Below are 23,677 nucleotides of genomic sequence, written 5' to 3'. Positions count from 1 at the left end.
CATGACGTCAAGTATCAAACTTCACGATGCTCAGAAAGTCGAGAGCGCACCGGTGCATCTGCGCAACGGCGGCGTGAGCGTGCTGTTCGCGACCGATGCGTTCGGGGCGCCCTCGATCGTGCACTGGGGATCAGCGCTGCGCGACGCCGACGTCCCCGGCATGCTCGCCACCGCCGAGCCCGCCGTGATGAACAGCTCCTTCGACACCGCGCGGTCGTTCTCGATCGCCGCAGGCCGCGCGCACGGCTGGTCGGGCACCCCCGCGATCGAGGCGCACACCGGCGAGCGCATCCTCGACGGGTTCGCCCTGATCAGCGGCACGGGCGACGGTGAACGCGCGCGCTTCGTGCTGCGCGAGGCCTCCGCCTCGGTCGAGGTCGCCTTCTCATACCGGCTGGATGCGGCGGGCGTGCTGCACGCCGCGGTCGAGGTGTCGAACATCGGCGTGGATCAGCGAGTCGATGTGACGGCCGCCAGAGCACTGGTGCCGCTGCCGAGTCGCGCCGCGGAGATCCTGGACTTCAGCGGTCGATGGACGAACGAGCGCCTCCCACAGCGCGCCCCGATCAACGACGGCACCTGGGTGCGGTCGTCTCGCCGCGGCCGACCAGGGCATGATTCATCGTTCCTCACGCTCGCGGGCACCGAAGGCTTCCGCTTCCGGACCGGCGAGATCTGGGCGGCCCATGTGGCGTGGAGCGGCAACCAGGAGATGCTCGTCGAGCGCCTGCCCGAAGGGGCGGGCGTGCACCGCTCGACCCTCGGCGGCGGCGAGCTGGTGGATGCGGGCGAGATCGCGCTCGCGCCGGGCGAGACATACGCATCCCCCGAGATCGTCTTCATCTGGAGCGACGCCGGGATCGACGGCATCACCGCGCGCCTGCACACCTCGATGCGCGCCCGGCCGAGTCATCCGCAGACCCCGCGACCCCTGCTGCTGAACACGTGGGAGGCGGTGTACTTCGACCACGACCTCGAGACACTGACCCGACTCGCGACGACCGCGGCCGAGGTCGGGGTCGAGCGCTTCGTGCTCGACGACGGCTGGTTCCTCGGGCGTCGCGACGACCACGCCGGGCTCGGCGACTGGTCGGTCGACCCCGACGTGTGGCCGCAGGGCCTGAAGCCGCTGTCAGATCGCGTGCACGCCCTGGGCATGCAGTTCGGGCTGTGGTTCGAACCCGAGATGGTCAATCCCGACTCCGAGCTGGCCAGGCAGCATCCGGAATGGTTCCTGCAGGAAGAACCCTCGCTCGCCTGGCGGCACCAGTTCGTGCTCGACCTGTCGCGCGACGAGGTGGTGGAGCACCTGCTCGACCGGCTCGACCGCGTCATCGACGAGAGCGCCGTGGACTTCGTCAAGTGGGACCACAACCGCGACCTGCACGCCGCGATCGGCGCCGGTGGGGCGCGACGGGTGCACGCGCACACGCTGGGCTTCTACCGCCTGCTCGACGAGCTTCGCCAGCGGCATCCGAATCTCGAGATCGAATCGTGCGCGAGTGGAGGCGCCCGCACCGACCTGGGCGTGCTCGCCCGCACCGACCGCGTCTGGGCGTCGGACTGCAACGACCCGATCGAGCGACAGCAGATCCAGCGCTGGACACAGACGCTGCTGCCCCCCGAACTCATCGGAGCACACATCGGTCCGGGCGAATCGCACACGACCCACCGCCACGCCGACTTCTCGTTCCGTGCCATCACCGCCCTGTTCGGCCACGCCGGACTGGAGTGGGATCTGACGACCGCGACCGACGACGAGCGTGCCGCGATCACGACGTGGACGGCGCTCTACCGCGAGCTGCGCGGCCTGATCCACTCGGGTGTCACGGTGCGCGGTGACGACGTCGACCGGGGTGCCCTGCTGCACGGGGTCGTGGCGCCCGACGCCTCCGAAGCGGTGTTCGCCTGGGTGCGCGTAGAGACCAGCGGAACCGCGAACACGGCGCGCGTGCCGCTCCCCGGACTCGACGCGACGAGGCTGTACCGCGTGCGCGCCCGGGAGGAGATCGGTGCGGCCAGCCGCCACCAGGTGGCCGACCCCGCCTGGCTCCGCGCCGACGGCGATCTCACGCTCACCGGCGCTGCCCTGGCGCAGGGCCTCCCCCTGCCTCTGCTCAACCCCGGCCAGGCGATGCTGCTGCACCTGACCGCGGTGTAACCCCAGCCTCAAGAAACACGCTCAGCCTCAAGAAACACGCCCAGCCTCAAGAAACACCTCCCGCCGCGAGAAACACGCTCCTGCGTGATGTCTCGCCGCAGGAGGTGTTTCTCGCGACGGCCGCCCGTCGTCGCGGCTACTGCCGGACGACGATCCGGTCGACGTCGGGCCCCGTGCCACCGGCCGCATCGATCGTGATGGTGTTCGCACCCGCGGTCAGCGGCAGATGCACCGTCTGCGTGCTCACGTCGTTCGCGTTCGCCGTGACCGGGAACGCCACCGTGATCGGCGATCCGCCGTTGACGCGCACCTGAGCCGTACGAGCGGTCGCTGCCGTGTAGCGGATCTGTACGGTGGTCGATCCGGCCGTCAGCGCCTGCACGCCGGCGAACACCAGCGTCGACGCACCCGTGAGTCCCGTGACCTTCTGCCCGGAGCACTCCGCGCCCGTGCAGGAGGCCGTCACCGCAGTGCCCGTGCGGGTATTGCTCGCCGATTCGGCCTCATACGAGCGCAGCACGATGATGCGGTCGATGTCAGGCGCGTAACTCGATCCGCCGATCGTGATCGTGTTCGCGCCGGCCGTCAGCGTGACGGGCACCTCGACGTCGCGCACGATGTCCCATCCACTCGGGTTTCCCGCGTTCCCCTTGCCTGAGCGCGGCGGCGAGACCGTCTGCGCCGTGCCGCCGTTGACCGACACCGTGAACGAGCGGGGATCCTCGGCGAGGTATCCGACCCGCAGCACGTAGGCCCCGGCGACCGGCGCCTGCACGGCGTTGAACCGCACGGTCGCCCCGTTGCCGAGACTGCCGACCTTCGAACCACCCGAGCATCCGGGGCAGGACGCGACGCTGGCACCACCGGCGAGCGTGTTCCCACTCGCCTCCGCCTCGAGCACCCGGTCGCTCGTGCCGCTGAACGGCAGCGGGTTCGCGCTGATGTGCACCGTGAGTCCGCCATGCGCCCGGATCGGCACGGCCAGTGTCGTCGCCGAGGTCACCGAGAGCGTCTGCGTGACGATCTGGCGGTCGTTCGCACCGTCCTTGAACAGGGTCGCGGTGAACGTCCCTGCTCCGAGGAAGGTCAGCGGGATGCTGGTCGTGCGAGCCGCGTCAGCGACCGATCCGATGTACCACTCGCTGCCGGACCGTCGCGCGATCGTCGCGAAGTCGTCAGGGAATCCCTCCACGAGCTTGCTCTCGTCCCACACCGTGGGGACCGCGCTGAGCAGATGCCGCCCGACCCAGGTCTCGTACGCGGCAGCCGAGTCGGCGAAGTGCTGCATCGCCGAGCTGAACAACACGCTCTGAGCCAGTTGATGCGCGTGCGTGGTCAGCAGGTTCGGGTTCGAGAAGATGACCGGGGTCATGTCCATCCCGCCCACCGCATTGCGCGTGAAGGGGTAGGTCGCACTGTCGACGGCCGTCGGCGGACGCCCGTACTTGTACTGCTCGTTGCCCAGGATCGCCTCCGTGGTGATGATGTTCGGATAGGTCCTGTTCTCACCCGAGGGCTTGGTGCTGCCGTGGAAGTTCACGAGCACGTGCGCCTTCATGGCCGCCTTCGCGATCCGGTCGTACAGGGCCATCGTGTCGAGCCGGTCACTCTGCATGAAGTCGATCTTCACGCCGGCGACTCCGCGGTTCGCGACGGCCTGCATGGCGGTGTCGAGCTGCGCCTGGGTGAAGTACGACCCATCCCCGTTGACGTAGTCGCCCTTGTTCTTCCAGATGAAGATGCCGATGTCGCGCTTCTTGCCGTAGGCGACGAGTTGCTCGATCGATCCGTCGGCGTCGTTGTAGCAGCAGTCGACCGTGACGAACTGCATGTTCAGCTGTTCGGCGATGTCGATGTACTCCTTCTGGGAGCGCACCATGTCGTCGCCTTCCGAGGCTTTCTCCTCGTTCGACCACCACGACCACAGCGCCTTGCCCGGACGGATCCACGACGTGTCGGTGCCCGCCGCGGGCGCCGGGTTGAGGTCGGTGATGAGGCTGGTGTTGACGATCTCGTCGAGCGCGGAGCTCACCGCGATCGCACGCCACGGGGTCACGAACGATCCATTGGTCGCCACCTGGGTGGCAGCGGTCGACGTGTTGAAGACGTCGTTGTCCGGGCCGGGCAGTTGCACCTTGAGCGTGCGGTTGCCGTTGCCCTGCGCGTCGAGCCGCGTCGCCGGATACGTCGGGTTGACGTACACCGCCGCCTCGGAGATCAGCGCCCAGCGGGCGTTGTTCGCGATGCTCGCCAGGGTCGGCATCGAGAAGTGCCGGGTGCCCATCGATGCGGCCGACACGTACGGGTACGCATCTTCGTAGTCGCGGGCGCTGCGGTAGTCGCTCGCCCAGAGACCCGTGTCAGCGGGGAGGGCGAAGGTCGTCGCCTCGCGCGTGATGGTGGTGCTGCCCACGCCCGAGACCTCATAGCGGAAGGCGACGCCGTCGTCATGCGCCTGCACCACGACGGCGAGCTGGGCGCTCCCCCGGTGGTAGCGCAGGGTCATCTGATTGGCGGAGGAAGAGACCGACCCGTTGAAGTGCTCGACCAGCGTGTAGTTCTGCGTGACCGCGGTGTTGGTCTCCGAATCGAAGGCGAGTGAGGTCGAGAGGTCGGAGGCAGCGGTGACGACCCCCATCTTCGACGACGCGATCACGGTCACGCCGTCCTGAACGACGGTGTACGTGAGGGTTCCGTCGTTCTCATTGCGGACGGTGAGGGCGGTTCCCCCATCAGGAGATGTCACCGTGTGGTCCGTCACGGCCGCTGCCGGAGATGCCAGCACCAGCCCTCCGGACAGGACGAGTGCGGCCACCGTGGCCAAGGACAGACGTCTGAGTGCAGCCATCATGGCTCCTTCCGCCATCGCATCGTCGCGCTGGCGGGATTATCTTTCCAAGGTTAAGTTACATCGTCAAGTAAAAAGAAGTGGCACCACAGCTCCGCCATCCGCCACGCGCATCCGAAGAAGTTCAGTATTCAGTGTTGCTAAGTACCGGTACTCAGTGTTACTTTGTACCGGTACTCATCATCACTGAGTACCAACGGACGAAGGAGGGAGCACCATGGGAAAACAGATGACCGAGATGCTCAAGGGCACACTCGAGGGCATCGTGCTCGCGCTCGTGGCCGAGCAGCCGGCGTACGGATACGACATCACCGCACGACTGCGCGAGCACGGCTTCACCGACATCGCCGAGGGCACGATCTACGCCCTGCTGGTGCGGGTCGAGCAGCGCGGACTCGTCGACGTCGAGAAGGTGCCGAGCGAGAAGGGGCCGCCCCGCAAGGTCTACTCCCTCAATCCGCAGGGTCGCGCAGAGCTCGAGGAGTTCTGGAAGACCTGGGGGTTCCTCGCCGGACGCATCGAGCACCTCCGCGCGACCGGCACGACAGACACGACCGGCACCACACACACCACCAGCAAGGAGAACTGATCATGGCTGCCAGATGGATCGAAGCGCTCACCGGATCGCTCGAGCAGAAGAAGCAGTACCGCGACGCGAAGAAGCGTCTCGACGCCCTCCCCGAGCCGTACCGCGGCGCGGCCGAGGCGTTCGACCGATACTTCATGTACTACGGCGGCATCACCGACGGCGACACCCTCGTGCAGATGATCGCCGACCACGCCGACCTGTGGGAGCGCGCCGCGATCGACGGCACCCCGGTCAGCGCGATCGTGGGCGACGACCCGGTCGAGTTCGCCGAGAACTACACCCTCGCCTACGGCGGGAAGCAGTGGATCGACAAGGAGCGCGCACGCCTGATCACGGCCGTCGACAAGGCGAAGAAGACGGAGGAACGATCATGACGGAGGCAGCGATCTCGGTGCGCGGCATCGAGAAGTCGTACAAGGATCTGCACGTGCTGCGCGGCGTCGACTTCGACGTGCAGCGCGGCAGCGTCTTCGCCCTGCTCGGCTCGAACGGTGCGGGCAAGACCACGATGGTCCGCATCCTCTCGACACTGCTGACGGCGGATGCCGGCACCGCGGCGGTGCACGGGATCGACGTCGCCGCGAACCCGCTGCAGGTGCGCGAGAAGATCTCGTTGACCGGGCAGTTCGCGGCGGTGGACGAGATCCTCACCGGTCGCGAGAACCTCGTGCTCGTCGCGAGACTGCGCCACCTGCCGTCGCCCGCCGCCGTCGCCGATGAGTTGCTGACGCGCTTCCGCTTGACGGATGCCGCGTCGCGCAAGGTCGGCACCTACTCCGGCGGCATGCGGCGACGGCTCGACATCGCCATGAGCCTGGTCGGGCATCCCGAGGTCATCTACCTCGACGAACCGACCACCGGCCTCGACCCCGAGGGACGCATCGAGGTGTGGGACGTCGTCAAGGAGCTCGCGAACACCGGCACCACGGTGCTGCTCACCACGCAGTATCTCGATGAGGCGGAGCAGTTGGCCGACCGCATCGCGATCCTGCACGAGGGACGCATCATCGCGAACGGCACGCTCGCCGAGCTGAAGACGCTGCTTCCGGCGGCGAAGGTCGAGTACGTCGAGAAGCAGCCGAGCCTGGAGGAGATCTTCCTCACCCTCGTCGGCGCCCCGGTCACGAAGGAGGACGCAGCATGAGCACGCATTTCGTCGCCGACACCGCGACACTCACCGGCCGCTCGATGCGGCACATCTTCCGCAGCGCCGACACCATCATCACCACGGCGGTCACCCCGATCGCGCTGATGCTGCTGTTCGTCTACGTCTTCGGAGGAGCCCTGCGCCAGAGCACCGGCGCAGAGAACTACGTGAACTACCTGCTGCCCGGCATCCTGCTCATCGCGATCGCCTCCGGTATCGCCTACACGGCGTTCCGGCTGCTCACCGACATGCAGAGCGGCATCTTCGAGCGGTTCCACTCCATGCCGATCGCGCGATCCAGCGTGCTGTGGGCCCATGTGCTCACATCGCTCGTGGCGAATGGCATCACCCTGGCGATCATCTTCGGCGTCGGCTTCCTGATGGGATTCCGCACCGGGGCGAGCCCGCTGGCGTGGCTCGCGGCGATCGGCATCCTGCTGTTGTTCACCCTGGCCCTGACCTGGCTGGCGATCATCGCGGGCCTCAGCGCGAAGACGGTCGACGGGGCGAGCGCGTTCTCGTATCCGCTCATCTTCCTGCCGTTCATCAGCTCGGCCTTCGTGCCGACCGACACCATGCCGGGCCCGGTGCGGTGGTTCGCCGAGAATCAGCCGGTGACCTCGATCGTCAACACGATCCAGGCGCTCTTCGCCGAGAAACCGGTGGGGACCGACATCTGGGTCGCACTCGCCTGGTGCGTCGGCATCCTCGTGGTCGCCTACGTGTTCGCGATGCTCGCCTATCGCCGGAGGATCAGTTGATCGGCGCCGTGACCCCCGCCCCGAGGGAGGCGAATACCCCGAGGTAGGACGGATGCTGTCATCCACTCCTACCCCGGGGTATTCGCCTCCCTCCGTGCGTGCACGGAAGGGCTACTCAGGTCAGCTGGTGACGACCCAGTCGAACTGGTCGCCGTACTGCTCGAGCCATGCGTCGACGGCATCCGCTTCCTGGCCCTCGCCGAACTCGTTCACCACGAGGTCTTCCAGCGCGCCGTACTGCTCGTCGTCCAGCTGGATCTGCTTGATCAGCTCGGCCGCCTCGGGGAACTCCTCCGCGAAGCCCTTCGTGCCGAGGAAGTGCAGCCCCTCGGCCTCGCCCATCGCGCCCTTGGGGTCTTCGAGGTCCTTCACGGGGAACGCGTCGTTGGCCCAGAACGGACGCCACAGGGTCACGACGACATCCTCCTGCTTGTCGGTCGCGGTCTTCAGCTCGGTGAGCATCGCCGCGGTCGACGAGGTGACCAGCTCGTATTCGCCGTCGAGGCCGTACTCGGGCAGCATCTTCTGGGTCTGCTTCGTGAGGCCGGCGCCCGGCTCGATGCCGTAGATCTTGCCGTCGAAGTCGGCACCCTTGCCCTGGAGGTCTTCGATCGAGGTCAGGTCGGAGTACTCCGGCACCGCGAGCGTGAGCTTCGCGTTCGCGTAGTACTTGCCGAGGTCCTCGATGTCGTCGCCGTAGGTGTCCATGTACTCGGCGTGAGTGAGCTCGGGCCAGGCCGACGGGTACATGTCGACGTCGCCCTGCGCGAGACCGGTGTACAGCGGACCCGCCTCGGTGAGCGTCTTCATCTCGACCGTGTAGCCGATCTTCTCGAGCTGGTCCTGCAGCAGGTACGCCGTGCTCAGGCCGTCGGTCCACGAGGGCAGGAAGCCCAGCGTGATCGTGCCCTTGTCGCCCGAGCCGCTACCGCCGTCGCCCGTGCCTCCGCCGGTTCCGCCCATGCCGTCGCCGCTGCAGCCGGCGAGGGTGAGGGATGCTGCGACGCCGAGCGCCGCGATGGTGACGATGTTCTTCTTCATGGTGATCTCTTCCAGTTCCGTATGTGTGTGCTGTGTGTGTTGCAGGTGCGCCCGAAGGCGCGGGGGTCAGAGGGGCGGGGGGGGTCAGGGGGCGGCGACGGGAGCGCGGTGCGGGGATGCCGCATCCTGCTCCGCCCCGTCGACGCCGTCGTGAGCAGCGCCGTGAACAGCGGCGCCGTGAGCAGCAGCCTCGCCCGCAGCGGCTGCCGCGTCGAGTCGGCGCTGGTCGCGACGACGGGCGAGCAGGCCCAGCAGTGACGAGGAGTTCTGACCGGCCGCGCCCAGCGCCGCCGTCACCCGGTCGAGGAACACGGCGATGAGCACGACGCCCAGCCCCGCTTCCACACCCTTGGGGATGTTGATGGTCGAGATCGCCTCGACGACCATCTTCCCGAGTCCGTCTGCGCCCGCCATACCGGCGATGACAGCCATCGACAGGGCGAGCATGATGACCTGGTTGACCCCGGCCATGATGGTCGGCATCGCGAGGGGCAGCTGGATGCCGCGCAGGATCTGCCCCGGCTTCGCGCCGAACGCCTGCCCTGCCTCGACGGTCTCGGAGTCGACGCCGCGGATGCCGAGCTCGGTCAGCCGCACACCGGGAGGCAACGCGAAGATGACCGTGGCGACGAGTCCGGGCACCACGCCGATGCCGAAGAACACGATGGCCGGGATCAGGTACACGAACGCCGGCATGGTCTGCATGAAGTCGAGCACGGGCTTGAGCACCGCGCGCACCGACGCGTTGCGCGCCGACCAGATGCCCAGCGGCACCGCGATCAGCACGGCGACGATCGCGGCGACGAGCACCAGCGCGAGCGTCTGCATCGCGGGCACCCAGAGGTTCATGGCCACGATCAGCCCGAACGACACCACGGTGCCGATCGCGAGCTGCCACGAGCGCACGACCCAGGCGATGAGCGCGGCGAGCACGATGATCACGATGAAGTGCGGGCTCAGCAGCGCGCGAGTGAGCGCGTCGACGAGGAAGTTCACCACGAACGACACCACGTCGAGCAGGCCGTCGAGGTTGGTCTTGATCCAGTCGACGCCGGACGCGACCCAGGTACCGATCGGAATGCGGAAACCGTCCATCAGCGCACCTCCTCCGCGGTCGGGGCCGTGGGAAGCGGCTCGGCGGTCCACCCGTCATCCAGCACGGCGTCGATCTCGGCCTGCGGCATCGGGATCAGGGGCAGCGTCAGCTCCCCCGTCGCACCCGGTCCGGGGCCCAGGGCGGCGAGCAGGGTGATGCGGGGGATCACTCCGGTCAGCCGGCCTTCGGCATCCACCACCGCGAGCGGCAGCGGCGACTCGACCGACGGCACGAACAGATTCATGAGCACCTCGTCCTCGCTCACGCTCTGCGGCACGGGCTTGAGGATCGACGCGAGCGTCGACACCCCGTTGCGCACGAGCTTCACGGCCTCGCGGTCGGTGACGATACCCAGCAGCTTCCGGTCGCGGCCGGTGACGTAGGTCGCCGACATGAACGCGTCGCGCATCTGACGCAGGGCCGTGCGGGGACCGGCGGTCTCGGGGACGACGGGGCGGGCCCGCTCCATCACGTTGGCCGCGGTGAGCACGCGGGCGCGGTCGACGTCCTGCACGAACTGCTCGACGTAATCGTTCGCGGGGTCGGTGAGGATGTCTTCCGGGGTGCCGATCTGCACGATGCGACCGTCGCGCATGACCGCGATCCGATCGCCGAGGAACATCGCCTCGTTGAGGTCGTGGGTGATGAAGACGATGGTCTTCTGGAGCTTCTGCTGCAGTTCGAGCAGCTGCTCCTGCATCTCGCGGCGGATGAGCGGGTCGAGTGCGCTGAACGCCTCGTCCATGAGCAGGATGTCGCTGTCGGCGGCGAGCGCACGGGCGATGCCGACGCGCTGCTGCATGCCGCCCGACAACTCGGAGGGCAGCTTCTCGGCCTGCCCTTCGAGACCCACGAGGCCCAGGATCTCCTCGGCCTTCGCGAGGCGCTCGGCCTTGCCGATGCCCTTGAGCTCGAGCGGGTAGGCGACGTTCGCGGCGACCGTGCGGTGCGGCAGCAGGGCGAAGTGCTGGAACACCATCGAGATGCGGTCGCGACGGATCTCCCGCAGACGGGAACTCGGGATGCCGGTGATCGAGTCGCCGTTCACGACGACGGATCCGTCGCTCGCCTCGTGCAGACCGTTGAGCATGCGGATGATGGTCGATTTGCCGGAGCCCGAGAGGCCCATGATCACGAAGATCTCTCCGCGGTTCACGGTGAAACTGGCGTCGATGACGGCTGCTGTTCCGGAATCGGTGACGTCTGCTCTGCTCTCACCGGCCTTCAGTCGACGGACGGCGTTGCTCGGATTCTTCCCGAACACCTTGTACAGATTGCGCGCTTCAAGAGCGATTTCGGACACGTTTCCCCCGCGGCTCGCCTTCGGGTGGCTGAGCCTGCTTCGGTTACGCCCGGGTGATCCTCCCGGCCGTTTCGACATGATGCTGTGGCGGCGCGGACGGCGGATTTAGGATCCACCGCGATAGAGAATCGACCATACGCCCACGCCTCTTCGCAGCACAGCTCATCGAAAGAAGGACGTGACCGCGGACTGGTCTTCGGACCGTCAGGCCCGCATTCCAACGTAACGAAATGGCCGGTCAGGGGCAAATCCGGTGCGCGCGAGGGGCGGCGCTTTCACCGTCTGACCGGGGATTGCATAGGGTTCTGTCAGTGTTCCGTGCATCACCCCGACGGGCGCGTCGATGCGGCGTCAGCGGCGGCGGATGCTGCGCGTGACCGTGAACTTCGAGGTGCGCTGCAGCTGCTCGGTGGGACCGATCAGACGGGTCAGTTCGGGGCGATAGGCGAGGGAGGAATTGAAGACCGTGAGCAGCTCACCGCCCGGTCGCAGCACCCGGGCCGCGGCCCCGAAGAGCCTCGTCGCCGCGCCCGTGTGCACGCTGTTGCCGAGGTGGAACGGGGGGTTGAGCAGCACGACGTCGGCGCTCGCATCGGGCAGGTCCGACGCGGCGTCGTCGTGGGTGACCGTGATGCGGTCGGCGAGACCGTTGCGCGCAACCGTCTCGCGGGCCGAGGCGACGGCCGCGGCGGAGCGGTCGGTCGCGATCACGCGCACATCGGGGTGCGCCCGGGCGTACGCGACAGCCAGCACACCGGTGCCGCAGCCGAGATCGACGACGGTGCGCGCCGGGTGGGCGTTCACAACTCCGGAGAAACTGCCGCTGTCGGCCGGATTCGGCCCCGATTCGGCCGGATTCGGGGAGTTCTTGAGGAGTTGTGAACGGTCGGCGTCGAGCACCTCGAGCAGCACCCGCGTGCCGATGTCGATCCGAGGCCCCGCGAAGGCCCCGCCGTGCGCGACGACCGTCATGCCGTCATGCACCGCGGTGACCGGGTAGGGCGGAGCCGCCGGCACCTCCCGCGGCTCTTCGGCGATCACCAGCCGCGACTTGCGCTCGGCGCGCTCGGCCTGCACCCGGTCGAAGCTGCGACCCAGCACCTCGTTCTGCGTGAGCGTCATGTGCTTCACGCGTCCTCCGGCAATGAGCACCACGTCAGGCGCGGCCCATCGGGCGACAGCGTCGGCGATCTGCTCGAGCTCCGCGAGCCCCTTCGGCAGTTGCAGCAGCACGAGGCGGGCGCCGGTGAGCAGAGCCGCATCGAGTTCGTGGGGGCGGAAGCCGTCGAGTTCGAGCTGCTCGGCATTGCGCGCGAGCGCACGGCGCCCCGTCGCGAGATCCTGATGCACGCGGATTCCGTGCAGCCCCGCGTCGGCCAGTGCAAGCGTGATCGCCCCGTACTCGTCGCCGATCACGGCGATCTCGGTGCCGCCGAGCCCCCGCTCAGAGACGGCGGCGACAGCGCGCGCGATGAGCAGCAGGTCGGTCGCGTCGTGCGCCTGCAGGTTGTCCGCCTCGACGTCGGGCCAGCGGCGCAGGCGGCTGTAGGGGAACTCCGGCACCAGCCCACTGTACGCGGCGCACGCGCAGGCTCTTGACGCCGACCAGCCCCGTGCATACGCTCCGGAGAGCGGGAGAGGGACGGCACCATGAGCGCTGCGATCGAGATCACCGGGCTGCACAAGAAGTACGGCCACCACACCGCGCTGCACCGGCTCGATCTGCGCGTGGCGCCCGGCACGGTCTTCGGACTGATCGGCCCGAACGGCGCCGGCAAGACGACCACCCTGCGCACCCTGGTCGACATCATCCGACCGACCTCCGGCACGGCTCTGGTGCTCGGCGAGGATCCGCGGCGCGGCGGCGCGGCCCTCCGGCGCCGGATCGGATACGTGCCGGGCGAGCTGCATCTCGACGGTCGCGTCACCGGTCATCGCCTGCTCGCGTTCTACGCCGAGGTGTCGGGCCCGGTCGCTCCCGGCGCCGCGCAGCAGCTCGCGGAGCGGATCGGTGTCGATCTCACCCGCCCCGTGCACACCCTGTCGAAGGGCAACAAGCAGAAGCTCGGGCTCATCCAGGCGTTCATGCACCACCCGGAACTGCTCATCCTCGACGAGCCGACGAGCGGCCTCGATCCGCTCGTGCAGCGCGAGTTCCTGCAGATGGTGCGCGAGGCACGCGACGCCGGGCAGACCGTGCTGCTCAGTTCTCACGTGCTCAGCGAGATCCAGCAGACCGCCGACGAGGTCGCGGTGCTGGCCGACGGACGCATCGTGGCCGACGGGGATGTGGCGTCGCTGCGACTCGGCGCGGTGCGGCGGGTGCGTGCGTCGATCGCGTCAACGGATGCCGCCGGCATCCACTCCTCCTTCGCCTCGGTGCCCGGTTTCGGCGGGGTCGAGGCGCAGTCACGCGACGGCCTCGTGCACCTCTCCGGCACCGTCGACGGCGCGATCGATCCGCTGCTGAAGCACCTCGCCCGATTCGAGGTGCGTGACCTCACGATCGAGGAGCCCGACCTGGAGGAGTCCGTGCTGCGGCTGTACGGGGAGGCCGCGCAGGAGCGCGGTGACGGACATGAGTAGCGCGCTGCCGGTGTTCCGTCGCAGCATCCGCGAGTCGTGGCGTGGCGTGCTCGGCTGGTCGGTCGGCGTCGCCGCGGTGCTGTTCCTGTACCTGCCCCTGTACCCGAGCTTCGGCACCGGCGGGGAACTGCAGAGCATCATCGACGCACTCCCGAAGCAGCTGGTGCAGACGATCGGCTACGACCAGATCTCCACAGGCGCCGGCTACACGCAGAGCACGTTCTACGGCCTCATCGGGTTCCTGCTGCTGACGATCGCCGCGGTCATCTGGGGTGCCGGTGCGATCGCCGGTGCCGAAGAGTCCGGCCGCCTCGAACTCGACCTGGCCCACGGCATCGGTCGCGTCAGCTACGCCGCCGAATCCGCGCTCTCGGTGCTCGTGCGCCTGGCCTGGCTGGGCGCCTTCGCCGGGGTGCTGGTGTGGGTGATGAACGAACCGGCGAAGCTCGGCATCGATCCGCCGCGCATCATCGGGGCGAGCGCCGCCCTGGTCGGACTCGCGTTCCTCAGCGCCGCCGCCGGCCTCTTCGCGGGTGCGCTCACCGGGCGCAAGGTCTGGGCGACCGCTGTCGGCGCCGGGATCGCGGTGCTGGGCTACGTGTTGCAGGCCGTGGCGAAGCAGTCCTCCGACGTCGAGTGGCTGAACGCACTCTCGCCGTACGCCTGGGTATACCACCGGTCACCCCTGCTCGACGGTGTGGATCTCGGCGGTCTCGCGCTCGTCTGGGGGATCGCGCTCGTGCTCGCCGCGGCATCCGCCCTCGTGCTCGAGCGTCGCGACATCACGGCATAGCCCGCCGCACATCCGCCCGGGATCCGCGCGGATCATCCGCCCCGAAACTGTGCCCGCCACACACGCCCTTGACACCCTTCGGGTTGCATGGTTAGTTAGTCGAGTAAGTAACCCACTAACCGACCGGAGGACTCGTGATCGAAGAAGGCAAACCGCTCTTCCTCCAGATCGCCGAGCAGATCGAGGACTCGATCGTCGACGGCTCGCTCGCCGAAGAGGCGCAGGCTCCTTCCACGAATGAGCTCGCCGCGTTCTACCGCATCAATCCAGCCACCGCAGCCAAGGGAGTCGCCATGCTGACCGACAAGGGCGTGCTGTACAAGCGCCGCGGCATCGGGATGTTCGTGGCCGACGGCGCCAAGGAGATCCTCCTCGGCGAGCGTCGGGCCGTGTTCGCCGACCGCTACCTCGACCCACTCCTCGCCGAAGCCCGCACGCTCGGGCTCAGCGCCGACGACCTCGCGGACCTGCTCCGGCAGCGCGCCGCACACACCATCGCAGAAGGGAAGAACCCCGCATGACCACCGTCATCGAGGTGCAGAACCTCACCAAGCGCTACAAGGACAAGCGAGCGCTCGACGACGTCTCGCTCACGATCGAGGGCGGCGCGATCTACGGCCTGCTCGGACGCAACGGGGCCGGCAAGACGACGCTGATGTCGATCCTCACTGCTCAGAACTTCGAGTCGTCCGGCACCGTGCGCGTGTTCGGCGAGCACCCCTACGAGAACTCGCGCGTGCTCGGCCGCATCTGCTTCGTGCGAGAGAGCCAGAAGTACCCGGACGACGCCTATCCGAAGCACGCGTTCAAGGCTGCGAGCCTGTTCTTCCCGAACTGGGACCAGGCCCTCGCCGACGAACTCGTCACCGAGTTCCAGCTGCCCATGAAGCAGACGATCAAGAAGCTCTCCCGCGGGCAGCTGTCGGCGGTCGGCGTGATCATCGGCCTCGCCTCGCGCGCCGACCTCACGTTCTTCGACGAGCCCTACCTCGGCCTCGACGCGGTCGCCCGGCAGATCTTCTACGACCGGCTTCTCGAGGACTACGCGGAGCACCCGCGCACCGTCATCCTCTCGTCTCACCTGATCGACGAGGTCTCCAACCTCATCGAGAAGGTGATCGTGATCGACAACGGCACGATCCTCCTGAACGAAGACACGGATGCCGTGCGCGATCGCGCGGTGACCGTCGTCGGCGATGCCGCCACAGTGGACGCCTGGGTGGGCGGCCGCGAGGTGCTTCATCGAGAAGCGCTCGGCCGCGTGGCATCCGTCACCGTGCTGGGCGCACTGTCCACCGAGGAGCGAGCCGAGGTGACATCGGCGGGTCTCGACCTGGCGCCGGTGTCGCTGCAGCAGCTCATCGTGCGACTCACCCAGAAGGCCGACGCGCGGTCGGCCGTGAAAGAGGAGGTCCGCTGATGCGACGCACGCTCAACGTCATCCGCCTGCAGCTCATCAACCGGCAGACGTTCATCTGGGTCCCGCTGATCATCCTCGGTGCGGCGACGGCCCTCTCGATCCTCATCTACGCGATGATCCCGACCGACGGCCCGAAGTACGGCGGCGGGGGTCAGGCTCCCCTGTGGTACTTCTTCGCGATCGGCATCTCGGCCATGACGCTCACGTTCCCGTTCTCGCAGGCCATGAGCATCACGCGGCGGGAGTTCTTCGCGGGCACCATGCTCACGGCGATCCTGGGCAGCGCGTTCCTCGGGGTGATCTTCCTGATCGGCGGCGGGATCGAGATGGCCACGAACGGCTACGGCGTGAACGGCTACGTGTTCTACCTGCCGTGGCTGTGGCAGGCCGGACCGGTGGGGGCCTTCGTGGTCTACTTCACGCTCGCCCTGCTGCTGTTCGTCGTCGGCTTCACCGGCGCCACGATCTACAAGAGCTGGGGGCCGCTCGTGCTCACCGTCGTGGGTGTGGGGCTCGGGCTGGTGCTGGTCGGACTGGTGTTCCTCGCGACGCGGCTCGAGCTGTGGATGAGCGTGTGGCGCACGATCGGCGACCTCGGAGCCCTGGGCCTGGCCCTCTGGGGACTCGTCGTGGTCGCCGTGCTCACCGGGGTCTCGTTCCTCGCCTTCCGACGGGCGATCCCCTGAGCTCACTCGCCTGAGCTCACTCGCCTGGCGGGCGAAAGTCCGGATCATCCGCTCTCGGCGCGGCGCGTTCTCACGCGCCGCGCCGATCGCGTTGCGGATCGTCGCCGTTTCGGCACCCGCCCACACCGAGCTCAGATCCGGTCATCGGCGGCCAGGAGGTCGATCTGCCACGCACGACTGTCGGGGTCGCCGGCGTCATGCGCCTCGACCGCCTCGGTCATCACGTCTTCGATGCGCTCCACGAGTGCATCGAACTCGGCCCCGGTCAGTCGCACCGAGCGCTGGGAGAATGCCGCATGGGTCTCGGTGGTGCGCCCGCTGATGTACTCGGGAGTCCAGGCGAGCACGCGGCGCAGCATCTCGTGATGCTCCTCTGCGAGCGCGTTCATCATGACCCCACCGAGTACCTCGTCCGGCACAGGGTTCTCCGGCCCGCCGAGGCTCAGCGCCTGCTTGCGCAGGGCCCATACGCGATCGCGGCGGTCACGGGCGCGCTCCGGCGCCTCTTCGATCAGCCCCGCGTCGGCGAGCACCCGCAGGTGGAAACTCGCACTGTTGGCCGCGACACCCAGCGCCTCGGCGATGTCGGCCGCCCGCAGGTGCTCGCGCTGACGGAACAGATGCAGCATCTCGCGGCGGAGCGGATGCGTGTACGCCTTGAGCATGGCCGATGTCATCCACACCGGATCGGGTCGCTTCTGCTCCTCGCTCATGGCGCGAGTCTATCCGCACTCACAATTGCGCAATAAGACTTGCGCAATTGTTCTTGCGCATTTACTCTCAAGGCATGACCACCGTGACCGCGCACCGCCTGTGGCGCAACACCCGCTATCTGATCTGGCTCGTGAGCGACACGAGCAAGGGCATGGCCGCGGCACTGTTCGGATTCGCGATCCCCCTGCTGGCCCTGATCATCACGAACGACCCCGCCCAGGCCGGCATCGTCGGCGCCGCGGCGATGGTCGCCCGCCTGCTCGCGACGCTGATGGGCGGCATCCTTGCCGATCGGCATCCGCGCATCGCCCTGATGCTGTGGGGGTCGCTCCTCGGCATACTGCTCGCCGGCGCGTTCACGGCGCTCGCCCTCACCGACTCGCTCACCTTCGTGACCCTGCTGGTGATCGACGTGCTGCTCGCGGCGCGCAGCGGCCTGTTCGACGTCGCGGGCGAGAGTGCGATCAAGGAGATCGTGCCCGACGACGCCATGGGCCGCGCGCAGGCCGCGAACCAGGGCCGGGATGCCGCGCTGCAGCTCGCCGGCGGCCCCCTCGGCGGACTCCTGCTCGGCGTGGGCGGCTGGCTGATCGGCGTCGCCATGACCGTCTGTCATGTGATCGCCGCGCTCACCGCGTGGATGCTGGAGCGCGGCCGCTCGACCGCTGCGGGCGAAAACGGAGACGAAGCGCCCGCGCTCCGGCGCGCCGCGCTCGAACACGCCGCCCCCGCGGCAGATGATCCCGGTTTCGACACGGCATCCGTGTGGCGGGAGATGCGCGAGGGTTTCACCTGGCTGCTCTCGCGCCCCGATCTGGGTGGAGTGCTCGTGATCACCACGATGATCAACCTGGGGTTCAATGCCGCGATCACGACCGTGATCTACGCGTTGCAGCAGGACGGATACTCAGAACTCATGATCGGCACGATCTCGGCGGGGATCGGGATCGCGATGCTCGTCGGAGCGTTCGTGGCACCCCTGCTCGTGCCCCGCATCGGTGCCGGCGTGCTCACGATCGCCGGTCTCGCGGTCGCCGCCGTCGCCGTGATCGGGCTCTCGTTCGTGACGACTCCGTGGGCGATCATCGCCGTGCTCGGCGGCGCGGTGCTGCTGCTGCCGTCGCTCAACGCCGGGATGATGGGCTACTTCATGGTCGCGACCCCGACGCATCTGCTCGGTCGGGCAGGCAGCGCCGCGGGCGTGCTGGGCATGGGCGCGATGCCCCTCGCACCGCTGATCGCCGGCTTCGGCCTCACGGTTCTCGGTCGCGACGGGACGATCCTCATCTGCGCGGCGCTGTGTCTGATCGCGGTCGGCCTGGCCGTCGGCAACCGGGCCCTCCGCGCACTTCCGGTCGAATCACGCTGGGCGGAACACGCGAGGCAGTACGAGGTGGGCTGACGCGGCCGCCGCCGTGTCGGTGCGCTGGACTATCGTGGGCGCACCACCCTCCCCGCGGAAGAGAGCGAGACACCGATGTCCGAGATCGAGATCACCGAGAAGCCCCTTCCCGCCGTGCGGCTGGCGGCCCTCACCGAGACGGTGGCGACGCAGCCCGAAGTCGCCGGGGTCGTGGGCCCGCTGTTCGACCGCGTCGCCGACGCGCTGGCTCCGGCGGGAGCCTCGTTGGCGACACCGATCGCCGAGTACGACATGGACGAGAACGGCGTGCGCATCACGGCCGGCTTCGTGTACGACGGTCCGGCGCTCGACGGCATCGACATCGTGGAGTTGCCCGCCGCCGCGAGCGCCGTCACCGGCCTCCACCTCGGCGAGATGGCGACGATCGATCGGAGCTGGCAGGCACTGTACGACGCGATCACCGTACGCGGAGCCCACGCCGAGGGACCATGCCGCGAAGTGTACGTACGAGCGGAGTCCGAAGACCAGCTCGACTGGATCACCGAGCTGCAGCAGCCCGTCGTCAGCTGACCGCCCGGCCGGGCGTTACAGCGCGCCGGTGAGAGCCGCGATGCCGAGCAGCACCGACACCAGTGCGAGCACGAGGGCGATCGAGATCAGCACTACGTGCACCGTGAGGAACGGCGTCGCCTTGCCGTTCTCGTCGCGCGCACGCGGGTCGTTGGCAACGCGCTTGTAGAACCTCGGCCAGACGAGGGCGTTGAAGGCGGCGTTGAGAAACAGCACGATGGCGAGAGGGATCACCCCTCCACGGTATCGGCTCGTCGTCCGTGCCGTGGCGAGTCTGCCAGCGGCGACAAGAGTCAGTCCCAGTGGGCAAAAAGCAGCGTCGCGCGGCTGTGACGCACGCAGGCCGCGAGGATCTTCTCCCTTGTCTCACCGTCGAGAGTAGCGATCGATTCATCGAGGATCAGCACGTCAGGTTCGCGGAGCAGCGCTGCCGCGATAGACACCCGTGTTCGTTCCCCCGTCGATAGCCTCCATCCCCCTTCCCCCACGGGCTGCGCAAACCCCGCGGGCATGGTGTCCAACAGGCTGCCGAGCCCGAGCTCGATCATCAGCGCGCGAGCACGGGTTTGCAGCGAGTCGCTGGGCGGCCATTCGACCCCGCTCGCGACATTGAACAGCAGGCTATTTCCAAACATGTGGTCGTCGTCTGCCTGTAGAACGCGCGTGATGACGACACCATCGCGACGTCTGACAACTCCTCCGGTCGGCTCCCGCTCTCCGGAGAGGACCTCGCCGAGCGTCGTCTTTCCAAACCCCGAAGGGGCGCTGATGAGCAGTCGGTCACCGTCACGGATGACGATGTCCACCGGGCGCGTGAGCCCTTGGCCCAGTGCGAACGTCGCTGTCACGTGACACGCCTCGAGCAGCGTATCTTCGTCCCAGGAGTGCTGATGAACAGCGCCAGCCAGGGCGGCAATTTGGGAGACCTCGGACGACGTCACCGTGAAGCTCTCCAACTCGCGGAGGCCGTGCGCTGCGTCCATGGTCGCTGCTGTGTCCACGATCACGGCAGCGAGCCTCTCGATGCCGGAGGTGGCCAGGAGCGCTATCCCAATCCCGGCCGCGATGGTCCCCGGCGCCCCCGGATCGGATCCCCCCAGGAAGAGGATGAGGACAACCGCGACGAGCGCCGCGGTTGGCAGCACCGACGCAATGACGGCGACCGCATCCACTCGGCCGGCGAGCCGGCGGTACTCCTTCAGCTCAGCATCGATCTGCGTTGCACTCGCATAGCTCCGGTCGAGGATCTGGGTGGTCTCGAGCCCGAGCAGTCCCTCCATGGACTGCGCTGTAATAGACAGGCGCGACGAACGCCAGTCACGCCTGGCCCGGACCAGCGCTGCACCGAGGACCATCAACAATGCGACGGCGACGCCCACCGTCCCCACCATGAGAACGGGGAGTCCCGAGACGAGGATGAGGACACCGGCCGCCCCGACCTCGAGGCTCCCCAAGATCCAGCCGACGCTTGCGCGAGCGAGGAAGTCACCCACGACCTCTACGTCGAGCGCTTTGGACAGGGCCGATCCAGGCCCGATCGACTTCACCCGATCCGGGGACGCCGTTACTGAGGAGACGAGCGCCCGCCGTCGGTACAGCGTTCCTACCCGGGCCCCAAAGGTACCGGCAGCGGTGCCGGACGACGCTCGCAACAGGACGAAGGCGGCCATCAGTAAGGCGAAAATCCTCCAGTCCACCGCCTTGCCGTCGTAGAGGTTCGATCCAACCCATCCGACGGTGACAGCCAGGACCGCGATTGCGCACATCTCCAGCACGATGGAGACGACGAGCCATGACACGTTGACAGACCCACGGCGCACGACTCCACTCATGAGTCAACGGAGCTGTCAGGGGCGCCGTGTCGCGCGCTCACCGATGAAAGAGATGCGAGGTCGACGCGCTTCCATCCGTGAGGCCGTCGCTCGGAAGAGCGCGCAAGTCTGCGGAAACGGCTGGTCTCATCGGCAAGCAGTTTGCGAGGATCATCGAACTCCACCACTCGTCCACCCTCCATCACTACGACGAGATCGAACGTGGCAGCATCGGACATCTCGTGCAATGCGCAGAGCACCACTGATTCTGACCAGACTTCTCGTATGGCGCCGAGCGTGGCGGTACGTTGCTTTCGCGGCAACCCCCGCAGGGCCTCATCCAGCACGACCACCGACGCATCCGGTCGTCCAAGCGCTCGAGCCAGTCGCACTCGCTGTGCTTCACCGTCCGAGAGAAGCGCTCCTCCTTCGCCCACCTCCCGACGCGCAAAGGCCTCGGGATCGTCCACACCAACCAGAGACAACCGTGATTCCACAGACGAGGAGAGCCTCGACCCTGCAAACGCGACGTTGCTCCGCACCGTCGCTCCCCACAGCCACGCGGTCGGTGCCGCCCAACTTGATCCGGCGGTGTCTCGCCGGTCAGCGCGACTGACCGTTCCCGCACTGGTCTCCGTCGTTCCCAACACGACGGACAAGAGCGTCGACTTCCCAGATCCAGTCGCGCCCACCACCGCCACATGAGCACCGTGAGGAATCTTCAGGCTGACGTCGCGCAGGACATCGACAGATCCGTTTTGAACGTGAACCTCTTCCAGGACGATCGCCGACTCCGCGTCGAGTCTCGCAGTGGGGCACTGCCGTCCGATGCGTACCGCATTGAGCGGGCCGCTTTGCCGCAGCAGAGTTGAGCGCACAGAAGGGAACGTTTGCAAGACCTGTGCGCATGTCGAGCCCGCATCGATGATCAGAATCCCCAGCACCATCACCAGAAGAGTGAGCCCTGCGCTCTCGCCGGCGACATCGTGCAGGCACCAGGCGAGGGCGAGGACGGCCACAGAGCCCGCGATCGCTCGGGAGAGTCCGGTCAGGAAGTTCAGTCGCTGCAGTGCGCTCTGCCACCCCGCGGCGAGCACATCATGCTCAGCGAGAAGCGCGGACGCGACGCCCTTCTGATGGAGCGCTTGGGCTCCGAGCAGGGCATCCGACACTGGGCGGGCGAGACACCCGCTGAGGGTCTGCGCCCGAAGGTCCGCCTGCGCAAGAGCGCGCGAGAAGAGCCAGGGGATCGAAACGGCGGCGAGGAACAGCATGCTGACCGCAAGCATGGCTTGGGGGGCGGCGAGCATCACTACAGCCATCGCGATCGTGGCGATGAAAGCAGCAGTCAGGATCTGCATGGCGCGGCTCGGGAACTCTCGAAGGCGATGGGTGCTGTGAGCTCGGAACACGATGTCAGACACCGGCCGAGACCGGATGAACGACGCGGGGAGCTTGCTCGGCGCCCGCATCCATGCTCCACGCACGTGCACATCCAACTGTCGCCCGAGCGCAAGCGAGCCCACGGTGGCGACTCCCCGCAATACGGTCAGCCCCAGGATTATCGCGATCATCAGACCGAAATGCAGGCCGTCGGGACCGAGCATCGACCGGAACCCGAGGAGTTGAAGTGCGTTCGCGACGGCGGTTGCGAACGCGATGAGGATAAGCGCGACCGGCAACCAGCTGACCCGTTTCACCGCCTCAATCACAGTCCGATACGGATTCGGCTCCGGTATGGCCAACTCAGCACGCGTCTGCGGTTCCGCCGCGTCGGCGTTCCACGACTTGGCCCTCAGTAGAACGGCTCCGCGAAGAGTGACCTGCCCGCTAGAGACGTCGTCCGGGATGACACACGACCACGAAGAACGCTCCAGGCTCGTGCCCCGGGATACGACGTGCTCCCGCAGACGCGCATGCAGCACCGCGCTGCGCGTGAAGCGAGCACTGCCACGCTCCTCCGACCGCAACGCGGCGTCAAGGGCCGCGAGGCCGTGCGGCCCCTCATCTTGCAGCGCGAGCGCGACCAGATCCGCCGCAGAGTCGCGAGCCACTCCGACGGCAATCGCGCGCCTGAGAAGGCCCTCTCGAAACTCGGGCCCGCTCGCCCACGCGCGCCACATCTCCGTCGGCACTTCGAGGTCGTGTCTATACAACTCAGTCGCGAACTGTCTGGGTGGAAGACTTCTTCGACCCGACGCCGGGTCCATCAGGGCGACACGTCGCCGTCCGCGCCGCCAGGCCACCACGAAGTGAGCGAAGCCATCAGGGAGCACCGTCACGACGATCCCCGGAAAATACTCTTCCGGCACGGCGAGTATCTGCTCGGCCGGTACGACCATCTGAACCGCGTCGAGTCCGGCCGCCACCGCCACCGCCTCGATACTGTCGATGGAGGTTCCGTCGATTCCGGTGTTGCACATCGCGCGGAGACGCTCGTACGGCGCCGGAGCCGAGAATCCCCGCAGCAATGAGGTGAGGGCCGCTGGACCACAATCCAGCCACGATGTCTGAACGACCTCCGGCGGGTTTCTCCGATACCGTGCCACTCTTGCCTCCATCAGAAAATGAGACCGGGTGGCCCGCGCGCGAAGCGGCTCGACCACCCGGCTCCCCCACGACGGATGCGCAGGGGCTAAAGCTTCAGTAGTGAACGTCAGTTGGTCCTCGAGAAGGGCCCAGCCTTCACATCGGTCTTTGCCTGCATTGCACACCCCCTTTCACCTGTTTCACGGATCGCGCACCAAGGCGCGCGATGGTAGTCGAAAGCCAGTCGCCCCTCGAGCCC

General features: G+C 67.6%; 21 protein-coding genes. 12 read left to right on the top strand and 9 right to left on the bottom strand.

What is annotated here, in order from left to right:
- Position 1: 1 nt before the first annotated feature.
- Positions 2-2,161 carry an alpha-galactosidase gene (locus P0Y60_02555; protein WEK61664.1) on the top strand — a complete coding sequence of 720 codons (2,160 nt, stop codon included), beginning with the start codon at positions 2-4 and terminating at the stop codon, positions 2,159-2,161.
- 136 nt (positions 2,162-2,297) lie between these two features.
- Here P0Y60_02555 and P0Y60_02550 read toward each other — a convergent pair whose 3' ends face one another.
- Positions 2,298-5,009, bottom strand: a complete 2,712-nt coding sequence (locus tag P0Y60_02550; GenBank protein ID WEK61663.1) for a glycoside hydrolase family 97 catalytic domain-containing protein — start codon at positions 5,007-5,009, stop codon at positions 2,298-2,300.
- A gap of 217 nt (positions 5,010-5,226) precedes the next feature.
- On the opposite strand from P0Y60_02550, the gene P0Y60_02545 reads away from it, so the two are divergent.
- Genes P0Y60_02545 through P0Y60_02530 form a run of 4 tightly spaced genes read left to right on the top strand, consistent with a single transcriptional unit; the run spans position 5,227 to position 7,506 of the window.
- Positions 5,227-5,598 (top strand): PadR family transcriptional regulator, encoded by a 372-nt coding sequence (locus P0Y60_02545; GenBank protein WEK61662.1) that lies wholly within the window; start codon positions 5,227-5,229, stop codon positions 5,596-5,598.
- A 2-nt stretch (positions 5,599-5,600) separates the two neighbouring features.
- Positions 5,601-5,972, top strand: a complete 372-nt coding sequence (locus P0Y60_02540; protein ID WEK61661.1) for a DUF1048 domain-containing protein — start codon at positions 5,601-5,603, stop codon at positions 5,970-5,972.
- Positions 5,969-6,742, top strand: coding sequence for an ATP-binding cassette domain-containing protein (locus P0Y60_02535; GenBank protein WEK61660.1), 774 nt, complete (start codon positions 5,969-5,971; stop codon positions 6,740-6,742). The genes P0Y60_02540 and P0Y60_02535 overlap by 4 nt, the downstream gene beginning before the upstream one ends.
- On the top strand, positions 6,739-7,506 hold the full coding sequence (locus P0Y60_02530; GenBank protein ID WEK61659.1) for an ABC transporter permease: 768 nt from the start codon (positions 6,739-6,741) through the stop codon (positions 7,504-7,506). Before P0Y60_02535 ends, P0Y60_02530 begins: the two co-directional genes overlap by 4 nt.
- Positions 7,507-7,626: 120 nt before the next feature.
- Here P0Y60_02530 and P0Y60_02525 read toward each other — a convergent pair whose 3' ends face one another.
- The 4 genes from P0Y60_02525 to P0Y60_02510 all read right to left on the bottom strand — a co-directional run bounded on the left by P0Y60_02525 (position 7,627) and on the right by P0Y60_02510 (position 12,509).
- A complete protein-coding gene (locus P0Y60_02525) occupies positions 7,627-8,547 on the bottom strand; it encodes a glycine betaine ABC transporter substrate-binding protein (GenBank protein WEK61658.1) in 921 nt (306 codons plus the stop codon).
- A gap of 84 nt (positions 8,548-8,631) precedes the next feature.
- Complete coding sequence (locus P0Y60_02520; GenBank protein WEK61657.1) at positions 8,632-9,642, bottom strand: proline/glycine betaine ABC transporter permease; 1,011 nt, start codon at positions 9,640-9,642, stop codon at positions 8,632-8,634.
- Complete coding sequence (locus P0Y60_02515) at positions 9,642-10,946, bottom strand: glycine betaine/L-proline ABC transporter ATP-binding protein (GenBank protein WEK61656.1); 1,305 nt, start codon at positions 10,944-10,946, stop codon at positions 9,642-9,644. The genes P0Y60_02520 and P0Y60_02515 overlap by 1 nt, the downstream gene beginning before the upstream one ends.
- 351 nt (positions 10,947-11,297) lie before the next feature.
- Complete coding sequence (locus P0Y60_02510; GenBank protein ID WEK61655.1) at positions 11,298-12,509, bottom strand: methyltransferase; 1,212 nt, start codon at positions 12,507-12,509, stop codon at positions 11,298-11,300.
- A gap of 87 nt (positions 12,510-12,596) precedes the next feature.
- On the opposite strand from P0Y60_02510, the gene P0Y60_02505 reads away from it, so the two are divergent.
- From P0Y60_02505 to P0Y60_02485, 5 genes are all read left to right on the top strand, one after another.
- Positions 12,597-13,532: an ABC transporter ATP-binding protein gene (locus P0Y60_02505; protein ID WEK61654.1), complete on the top strand. Its 936-nt coding sequence runs from the start codon at positions 12,597-12,599 to the stop codon at positions 13,530-13,532.
- Positions 13,525-14,325, top strand: a complete 801-nt coding sequence (locus tag P0Y60_02500) for an ABC transporter permease subunit (protein WEK61653.1) — start codon at positions 13,525-13,527, stop codon at positions 14,323-14,325. The genes P0Y60_02505 and P0Y60_02500 overlap by 8 nt, the downstream gene beginning before the upstream one ends.
- Positions 14,326-14,459: 134 nt before the next feature.
- Entirely contained in the window at positions 14,460-14,846 is a 387-nt protein-coding gene (locus tag P0Y60_02495) for a GntR family transcriptional regulator (GenBank protein WEK61652.1), read from the top strand.
- A complete protein-coding gene (locus P0Y60_02490; protein ID WEK61651.1) occupies positions 14,843-15,745 on the top strand; it encodes an ABC transporter ATP-binding protein in 903 nt (300 codons plus the stop codon). Before P0Y60_02495 ends, P0Y60_02490 begins: the two co-directional genes overlap by 4 nt.
- A complete protein-coding gene (locus P0Y60_02485) occupies positions 15,745-16,431 on the top strand; it encodes a hypothetical protein (GenBank protein WEK61650.1) in 687 nt (228 codons plus the stop codon). The genes P0Y60_02490 and P0Y60_02485 overlap by 1 nt, the downstream gene beginning before the upstream one ends.
- A gap of 131 nt (positions 16,432-16,562) precedes the next feature.
- On the opposite strand, the gene P0Y60_02480 is transcribed toward P0Y60_02485, so the two are convergent.
- Entirely contained in the window at positions 16,563-17,144 is a 582-nt protein-coding gene (locus tag P0Y60_02480; protein ID WEK61649.1) for a helix-turn-helix domain-containing protein, read from the bottom strand.
- A 74-nt stretch (positions 17,145-17,218) separates the two neighbouring features.
- Here P0Y60_02480 and P0Y60_02475 point away from each other — a divergent pair, with 74 nt between their 5' ends.
- Together P0Y60_02475 and P0Y60_02470 are read left to right on the top strand one after the other, a co-directional pair.
- Positions 17,219-18,547: an MFS transporter gene (locus tag P0Y60_02475; GenBank protein WEK61648.1), complete on the top strand. Its 1,329-nt coding sequence runs from the start codon at positions 17,219-17,221 to the stop codon at positions 18,545-18,547.
- Between the two features lie 75 nt (positions 18,548-18,622).
- Positions 18,623-19,078, top strand: a complete 456-nt coding sequence (locus P0Y60_02470) for a GyrI-like domain-containing protein (protein ID WEK61647.1) — start codon at positions 18,623-18,625, stop codon at positions 19,076-19,078.
- Between the two features lie 15 nt (positions 19,079-19,093).
- Here the strand turns inward: P0Y60_02470 and P0Y60_02465 are convergent, their stop codons facing one another.
- From P0Y60_02465 to P0Y60_02455, 3 genes are read right to left on the bottom strand one after another with little or no spacing between them, the layout of a single operon-like run.
- Complete coding sequence (locus P0Y60_02465) at positions 19,094-19,312, bottom strand: hypothetical protein (GenBank protein ID WEK61646.1); 219 nt, start codon at positions 19,310-19,312, stop codon at positions 19,094-19,096.
- Between the two features lie 59 nt (positions 19,313-19,371).
- Positions 19,372-20,877 carry an ABC transporter ATP-binding protein gene (locus tag P0Y60_02460; GenBank protein ID WEK61645.1) on the bottom strand — a complete coding sequence of 502 codons (1,506 nt, stop codon included), beginning with the start codon at positions 20,875-20,877 and terminating at the stop codon, positions 19,372-19,374.
- A 29-nt stretch (positions 20,878-20,906) separates the two neighbouring features.
- On the bottom strand, positions 20,907-23,450 hold the full coding sequence (locus tag P0Y60_02455) for an ATP-binding cassette domain-containing protein (GenBank protein WEK62844.1): 2,544 nt from the start codon (positions 23,448-23,450) through the stop codon (positions 20,907-20,909).
- Between the last annotated feature and the right edge of the window lie 227 nt (positions 23,451-23,677).

Origin of the sequence: Candidatus Microbacterium colombiense (assembly GCA_029203165.1) — a bacterium.
In the GTDB taxonomy this organism is placed as follows: Bacteria; Actinomycetota; Actinomycetes; order Actinomycetales; family Microbacteriaceae; genus Microbacterium; species Microbacterium colombiense.
The sequence above is the reverse complement of the archived record's forward strand: the minus strand, read 5'-3'. Positions and strand labels throughout refer to the sequence as shown.